Origin of the sequence: Paraburkholderia sp. (assembly GCF_034668105.1) — a bacterium.
GTDB lineage: Bacteria > Pseudomonadota > Gammaproteobacteria > Burkholderiales > Burkholderiaceae > Paraburkholderia.
Window position 1 is genome coordinate 19,644 of sequence record NZ_JAXDPY010000467.1, and the last position, 7,827, is coordinate 27,470.

Below are 7,827 nucleotides of genomic sequence, written 5' to 3' on the forward strand. Positions count from 1 at the left end.
GGTGGCGGGACGCTAATCGGCGAGTAACGATGAGCGCCTCACACCGCCATGCTTATCTCACTTGCTGCTTAACGGCCACGCGAGCGGCCGCGCGGTGCGCCGCCACCGCGATTGGCGCCGCCCGCGCTGGCGTTGCCGCCGCCGGCACGATTGGCGTTACCGCCGCGATTGGCGCCCGGTCCCCGGCTACCGCCGCCATTGCCCGGATTGCCAACAGGGCCGCCGGGGCGTTTGCCGCCACCAGCCGCACGATTGCCATTGCCCGACGGCGCGCGATTGCCGTCGACGTCACGTCCGCCACGCGGGCCGCCCGCGCTGCCGCCACCGCCGCTCATCGGGCCGCTAAAGCCACCGGCGCTACGTCCAGCGCCGCGGCTGCCGTAGCCGCCACCGCCGCCAAAACCTCCACCTGCACCGCCCGCACCGCCACCGAAGCCCCCACCCGCCGCTCCGCGACGGCCTTGACCGCGCGGCGCCTGCTGATCGAAGCGGCCATGCGACATCAGCACGGGTTCGCGGCTGATGAAGCCCATCGACGTTTGCATCGGATCCGGCTGCTTGCGCTCCGGCGCTTCTCTGCGGCTACCCTTTTCTTCCGACGGCGCCTTCAGGCCGACCGACGCCATCAGCGCGCGCACCTGATTGTCTTCGAGTTCTTCCCAACGACCGCGCTTCAGGCCCTTGGGCAGCGAGATCGGGCCGTGCCGCGTGCGGATCAGGCGGCTGACCATCAGGCCAGCTGCTTCGAACATGCGGCGCACTTCGCGATTACGCCCTTCGGCGAGCGCGACGTGATACCAATGATTCGTGCCCTCGCCGCCGCCGTCGCGGATGCGCAGGAAATTCGCCGGACCGTCTTCCAGTTCGACGCCGTGCAACAGCTTCTGACGCATGCCTTCAGCCAGCTCACCGACCACGCGCACCGCGTATTCTCGCTCGACGCTGTAGCGCGGATGCATGAAACGGTTTGCCAGATCGCCCGAGGTGGTCAACATCAGCAGACCTTCGGTGTTGAAGTCGAGGCGGCCGACCGCGAGCCACTTGGCGGTTTTCATCGGCGGCAGCTTGTCGAACACCGACGGGCGGCCTTCCGGATCGGCGTGACTGACGATTTCGCCGGTCGGTTTGTGATACAGCAGCACACGCGGCGGCTTGTTGGCCAGCTTGCGCTTGACCGGCTTGCCATTGATGCGGACCTGGTCGGTCGGCATGATGCGCTGGCCGATGTGGGCCGGCTCACCGTTCACCGATACGCGGCCGGCTACGATCAGTTCTTCCATGTCGCGGCGCGAGCCCATGCCGGCTTCGGCCAACACTTTATGCAGTTTCGGCGCGTCGTCGTCCGCGGCAAGGACACGCTTGGGCGCGGCCGGCTTGCCACGGCGCAGCATCGGGGCACGCACGCCGCCGCTGGTGCTGTTGTCGGCATCGAAGGCGGGCGAGGTGACATACGAGAACAGGTCGTCCGGGCTCGCCTCGGTTGCGCTCGCCACCACCGGCGCTTCACCGCCGCGACGATTCTGACGCTGACCGCCCTCGCGCGGTTGACGCTCGCGGGGCGCGCCATCGCGCTGACCTTCGCGAGGCGCGCCTTCCCGTTGACCACCCTCACGCTTCGCGCCGCCCGCATTGCGGCGCGGGCCTTGACCCTTGGCGCCGGCATCCTTGCGCGGCATGCGCACCTGCGCGACCACCTCGCCGTCTGGCGGCGCTTCGGTAACGACCGGCGCACCTTGCGCGGGCGCGCCTTCGGCGCCCTTCGTCTTCGCTCCGGCGCGGCGCCGCGCGATCAGGCTGCGCGGTCCGCGACGCAGGCCGCGGCGCGGACGGTCTTCGCCGTCTGCTTCCGTGGTCTGCGCCGGACGTTCGCTCTCGCCTGCCGACGCTTGCGTGGTGCGCGCCTCGTCGGCGCGCGCCGACGGCACGGCGCGCTCGGATTCGGACGAATCGGTGTCGTGGGTATGTGTCAAAACAACCTCAAAATGTCAGGTCGCGCGCGCCCATTGCGGGCGCGGCAAAAAAGTTCGGTTACGTCAGGCGCTGCGCGACTCGGGTTCGTCGTCGGTCAGAATGCCTGCGTCCTGTGCGGCATCGCGACGATCTTCATGATCGCCGTGCGCCGCCGTGGTCGGGTTCGGCTCGGCGGCGCGCTCCGTATCGCGGAGTGCGCCCGAGTCGTGCGCGGGTGTTGCGGGATCGGCCTGGGAGACCGGATCGTGATTCAGTGGATCGTGATTCTGTGGGGACTCGGCGGTGCCGGCCCGCGGTTCAACCTGTGCCGCTTCAGCTTCAACATGTTCTTGCACGGCCGGGACTTCAACACCATCCTGATGCGCCTCGGGTGCCGGCGCGGCATTCGTTGCGCCATGCGTCGCCTCGGCTGGGCCGACCGCTTCATGCGTCGCCTCGGCTGGATCAGCAGCCTCGCCCGCGGCGGACTCCAACGGCTCTCCAAGCCCGCCCTCTACGCCTGACGCCAAGGCCTGCGCGGCCTCGACCTCGGAAAATTCGATCGCATGCTGACCGAGCAGATCCGCGTTCAACTGCGCCGACGGATCGGCCAGCGGCGGCAGTTCGTCGAGCGCCTTCAAACCGAGGTCGTCGAGAAATTGCCGCGTGGTCGCGTACAGCGCAGGCCGGCCCGGCACATCCCGATGGCCGATCACTTCGATCCAGTTACGATCCTCGAGCTGCTTGACGACCTGCGTATTCACCGTCACGCCGCGGATCTCTTCGATATCGCCGCGCGTGACCGGCTGCCGGTACGCAATGATCGCCAGCGTCTCGAGCACCGCGCGCGAATATTTCGGCGGTTTCTCAGGATGCAAACGATCCAGGTACGAGCGCATCGCGGGCTTGCTTTGAAATCGCCAGCCCGACGCCAGCCCGACCAGCTCCACACCGCGCCCAGACCAATCCTGCTTGAGGTCTTCGAGCAAATTCCGAACAGTGTCTGCCGACACGCCGTCGGCAAAGAGCTTGCGCAAATCGACGAGCTTTAACGGCTCCTGCGCGCAGATCAAGGCAGTCTCGAGGACGATCTTCGCCTCTTGGGTATTCATGCAGCTAGGTCAGACCCTGTGGTCAAAGAACCGGATCAAACAGACGATGTGGAACTGAAGACGCGCTCGCCCGATTCTGATCGGTCATATTGATGGGAGCACGCACCGGGGGGAGGCGAACAGGCAATCGAGCCAAACCCAGCCGGACGGAGCAGCGATATTCCTGAAAGGAATCGCGTGACTGAACGCCATATTACGCAAAAACAATCAGTGCGTAAAGACGAAATCCCCGGCGCATTTTTCAGCTTTGCCCTGGTTCGCCCACTCAAAAGGCAAAGCTGGCGGAACTGAACGGGGATTGGAGCGGAACCGGACGTTAAACCAGGATCTCAGACCTGGGCCACTCGCGGGCTCCGCCACCACTCAATGCATACCATGTTGCGCGAGAAACCGCTTCAGACGCTCGACACCCGCGTCGAGCCGCGCCGTGTCGCACGCGTAGCACCAGCGCACGAAGCCCTCGCCTTGCGGGCCGAATGCGCTGCCTGGCGCCACGCCCAGACCCACTTCGCGCACCATGGCTTTGCACAGTTCGAGACTACGTGATGCACCCGGCATCGAGAAAAACAGGTACATGGCCCCGGGCGGGGCCTTCACGTCGACGCCCGGCACGGCGGATAGCGAGCGCACCAGATGGTCGCGCGACGCCTTCAGATCGAGCACCAGCTCCTGGGTGAAGCGCTCCCCGTGCTGGACAGCCGCGATGCCCGCCTGCTGCACGAAAGCCGGCGCACACGACGTGTTGTATTCGACCAGCTTGCCCAGATCGTCCATCAGCGCGGTCGGCGCGACGATCCAGCCGAGCCGCCAGCCGGTCATCAGCCACGCCTTGGAAAACGAATTCACGCAGATCACGCGCTCGTCGCGCCCGGCCCGATCGAGAAACGACGGCGCCGTGCGCGAATGCGCAACGCTCGCGCCCGCGTCTGCGTCCGCGTAATAAAGACGCTCGTAGACCTCGTCGGCGACGATCCAGATACCGTGGCGACGGCAATGCGCCAGCACGGCACCCTGCTCGTCGCGGTTCATCACCCAGCCGGTCGGGTTGTTCGGCGAATTGATCAGCAGCATCTTCGTATCCGGCGTCAATGCCGCCAGCAACCGCTCGAGATCGAGCCGCCACCCGCGCTCGCCGTAGACCAGCGCGACGGTTTCCACGTGTGCGCCCAGTATCTTGGGAATTTCGACCAGATTCGGCCACAGCGGCGTGACTGCGACAACGCGGTCGCCCGCGCCCACCACCAGTTGCGCAGCCAGCATCAAGGCATTGACACCGGCGCTCGTCACCGCGATGTGATCGGGCGAGGTCGTTCCGTGCAATTCGCTGACATAGCCTGCGAGCGCCGCGCGCAGCGGCGCAACGCCCAGATTGTGCGTATAAAAGGTGTCGCCGGCCGCCAACGCCGCGCTGGCGGCGTCGCGAATGAACGCTGGGGTCACCCGGTCGGACTCGCCAAACCAGAACGGCAGCATGTCGGCCACGCCGAAACCGGCATTCGCGACTTCACGGATCTGCGAAGAACGTAGTGCGCGCACGGCTTCGCGCGCATTGGGAATAGAGGGCACAGGCAAATCCGATTCGCTCATCGAGGCTTCCAGACGGGTAATGGGTAAAAGCTGACGCTTGAAAGAGGCGACAGTTTAGCGCGCAGCGCGCAACAAATCCGATCTTGCGGAACCAAGGGGGCATGCCCGAGCTCGAGTCGTCAATTCAAATCCTCCGCCCGCGCGGGCAATTGACGAATCAGGCTCCACACCGCCTCCGCCGCGGGCGACAGCGAGCGATCGCGCCGCCGCACCAGCTCGACCGTACGCTCGGCGCGCGGCACGAGCGGCCGCGCCACCAGCGAGGCGCCCGCCGGCAGCGGCAGCGCCAGCCACGGCAGCACGCTCACGCCGACACCCGCCTCGACAAGTCCAAAAACGGTCGCGGAATGCCCCAACTCCTGCACCACGGTAGCGTTCACGCCATACTCCTGCATCACGGCGTCGATGATCGGCCGGCTGCCTGACGCGTAATCGAGCATGACGAGTTGCTGGCCTTCGAGGTCCGTCCATGCCACCTGCCTGTGTGCCGCCAACGGATGGTCGTCGCGCGAAACGACACAGAACGAATCCGTCATCAACGCTTCGCTGAGCAGGTCGTCGGCGAAAAACGGGCCGATGATCACGCCGAAATCGACTTCGCCCGACTTCACCTTGCGCACCACATCGCTTTGCACGTCGTCGCGCAGACCCAATGTGATGTAGGGGAACTGCCGTCCGCACGACGCCACCACACCAGGCATCAGCCGGCAGGCGATTGTCGGGCTCGCGGCCACGACCACGCGTCCGCGACGCTGCTCACCGATTTCGCGGATCTCGCGCAACGCGTCGTCCAGATCCGTCAGCAGGCGCGACACGCTCGATACCAGGTTGCCGCCAACATCCGTGAGCTGCACCTCCCGAGTGGTGCGGTCGATCAGCTTCAGACCAATCTCCCCTTCCAGTTCGCGTACGCAGCGACTCACCGCCGATTGCGTCAGACCGATTTCATCGCCGGCCCGGCTGAAGCTCTGCAAACGGGCGACCTCAATGAAAACCCTTAGCTGGCGCAGCGTTACATTCATTTACCGCCCTCATCAATTACACCATTTAATGCGCATTGTAGGGCGAAATGCCGCACCATCGCGGGTTCCAGAGACCTCGCTGCAATGCGGCAATAAAGCGCAAACGCACGGTGGCCGGGCCTGATTGCACAAGATTGGTGATTGTCCCGATTTGCGAGATGGGTTTTTTGGATTCTCATACGCCCCTAGCTAGCGCCCGCGCTGGCCCGCTGTCACAGGGCTCTAGGTGGTCGGACTTAACTTGGCACACTTCCTGCATTTACATGCACACAGGGTCGGCGCCATGACTTCTGACTGAATAGCAGATCGTGGCAAGCCCGACCCCCTTGGCACTCGCCTATCGAGTGCATGGAGAGTGCGCGGCGCGGGGCAGCGCACCGGAGTTAGCTTCGCTGAGGTGAAACATGATGCTGTTCGACGATTTGAGAGACAACGAGTGGGCCCTGGTCGAGGCGTTGTTCTGTGCGGAGCCAGCACGGAGCGAACGGCGCGGTCGGCCACGCGTGGAAGCACGCGCGGTTGTCAACGCTGTGCTTTGGGTATTGTCCACGGGCGAAGGCTGGTCCAAGCTGCCGGGCCGCTATCCGTCGCCGCCGACTTGCCGCCGTCGCTTCGACGAATGGCAAGCCGATGGTACGCTCGCCGAAATAGTTAAACGACTTGGCACGAGCGGCCGCGAAATTTCGCTGCGCGGGCGAATTGGGGCGACGGCGGCGAAGCCGCCTGCACCGCCGAGCCGTGATCGTCTGCGCGGCGCATTCTGGACCAATCCGGAATCGTGGCGCGCGCCGGTCAAGATGGCCTGACGCGAATGTTTTGCTGCCGGGCGCCTGCGGGCGCCCGGCGTCTATCCGGACCGCCGCGCGCCGTCTGTCGACGCCCCGACCCGCCATGGGCACCGCTCCTTAGCGCGCCCAGCGTGGTCGTCCCTCCTCCTTCGCCGACTTCGTCACTCGTCGCTTCAGACACCTGAAGCGCGCCGACTGCTGCCGGTGAAACATCCATTTACTATTACTTACAGCGTGCTTTCGCTACTCGGCATACCTTATGAGTATGCAAACAGGCCTTGAGTCGATGGGCTTGACGGGAGCTCAGCATGAAACCAATGTCACTGCTTCTGTGCGGCATTGTCGTTTCATCAATGGCCGCACCGGCGCTTGCACAGCAGCGCCCCCAAGGCTGGAACTGGCGGCCGGATCACACGGCCACCATTGAGGCCTGGCAGCAAAGCGAAACACGCAGCCGGGGCTTCACGCCGCCAGCGCCGCGCGGCGACTTGCGCGGGGATATTGCCAGCAATGTCCGCACACGGCCGGAACCGCCACGTGAAAGTCCTGGGCGCCGTCAATAAACAGCCCGTAACGACGGGCACGTAACGGCGCGCGCTGGCGGCTCGCTGAGCGCGCTGCAAAAGCTCGTGCTCCGGATCGCATGTATCGAAAATAGCCGTCGCCGGCTGCCATAGTCGCGTCAGCGCAAGAGCGAAGGAATGCGTAGCATGGGTAATTGAACGACTGGGGAACCACATGGCGCTGTGCCAGTCTGATTTAACGCCATTAGCACAGCGTGGCAGTAGTAATTCCGGTACGCCCGTATCCTCGCGATACGGGCTTTTTTTTGCTGGTTCGCTTGAAAAGAGCGGATAGCACGCATCGAACGCACGAGCCTAAGCGAAGCTATAACCGGAGCTATAAGCCGAGCGATAAACGCAGAGATAAGCAGAGCAATGAACTCACCCCCAGCCGCGCCGAGCGGCCGGAAAAGTAACGCCAGCCAGCCCGCCGTTCCTAAGGCCGCGCTTCGAGAGCGGCTGTGGGCCGCGTTTCGGCTGTGGCGACGACGTAGTCGTTCATTCGCTGTGCGGTCCAGGTCAATAGGCCTTCGTCGTGCGCGAGTCTCGCGAACTCTGCCCTGCCGCGCTCGGTGAGCACGGCGATATCGACGGGCGCGTGAAAACCCGGAGCCGGCGCGACAGTGCGCTGCCGAACGGTGTCCATCAGGCCTAACGCGCGAAGATATTGGAAAACGCCCGGCCGTCTGGCCCATGGGACCTGGCGATATTGCGCCCGCCGCAGCGCTTCAAGTACCGCTTCGTTGGAATACGTGGTCATCTCACTTCTTTCTTAAAGTGCAGCTATGACACATCTATGCCCAAC

6 protein-coding genes and 1 pseudogene are annotated in these 7,827 nt (G+C 64.7%); 2 read left to right on the forward strand and 5 right to left on the reverse strand.

Translation table 11 applies throughout. The annotated features are described in order from the left end of the window. Positions 1 to 68 precede the first annotated feature (68 nt). The 4 genes from rluB to QOC89_RS21075 form a co-directional block, all read right to left on the reverse strand. Complete coding sequence (gene rluB / locus QOC89_RS21060) at positions 69 to 1,970, reverse strand: 23S rRNA pseudouridine(2605) synthase RluB (RefSeq protein WP_323046786.1); 1,902 nt, start codon at positions 1,968 to 1,970, stop codon at positions 69 to 71. A 63-nt stretch (positions 1,971 to 2,033) separates the two neighbouring features. Beyond that, entirely contained in the window at positions 2,034 to 3,062 is a 1,029-nt protein-coding gene (gene scpB, locus QOC89_RS21065; RefSeq protein WP_323046787.1) for an SMC-Scp complex subunit ScpB, read from the reverse strand. A 363-nt stretch (positions 3,063 to 3,425) separates the two neighbouring features. Next, positions 3,426 to 4,649 (reverse strand): pyridoxal phosphate-dependent aminotransferase, encoded by a 1,224-nt coding sequence (locus QOC89_RS21070; RefSeq protein WP_323046788.1) that lies wholly within the window; start codon positions 4,647 to 4,649, stop codon positions 3,426 to 3,428. A 119-nt stretch (positions 4,650 to 4,768) separates the two neighbouring features. Next, a complete protein-coding gene (locus QOC89_RS21075) occupies positions 4,769 to 5,671 on the reverse strand; it encodes a LysR family transcriptional regulator (RefSeq protein WP_323046789.1) in 903 nt (300 codons plus the stop codon). Positions 5,672 to 6,078: 407 nt separating this feature from the next. Between QOC89_RS21075 and QOC89_RS21080 the strand changes: the two are divergent. Both QOC89_RS21080 and QOC89_RS21085 read left to right on the forward strand, forming a co-directional pair. Next, positions 6,079 to 6,474 (forward strand): annotated as a pseudogene (locus QOC89_RS21080) (transposase); the annotation flags it as partial. Positions 6,475 to 6,767: 293 nt separating this feature from the next. Beyond that, entirely contained in the window at positions 6,768 to 7,022 is a 255-nt protein-coding gene (locus QOC89_RS21085; protein WP_323046790.1) for a hypothetical protein, read from the forward strand. A 436-nt stretch (positions 7,023 to 7,458) separates the two neighbouring features. Here the strand turns inward: QOC89_RS21085 and QOC89_RS21090 are convergent, their stop codons facing one another. Beyond that, positions 7,459 to 7,782, reverse strand: a complete 324-nt coding sequence (locus tag QOC89_RS21090) for a hypothetical protein (protein ID WP_179730884.1) — start codon at positions 7,780 to 7,782, stop codon at positions 7,459 to 7,461. Between the last annotated feature and the right edge of the window lie 45 nt (positions 7,783 to 7,827).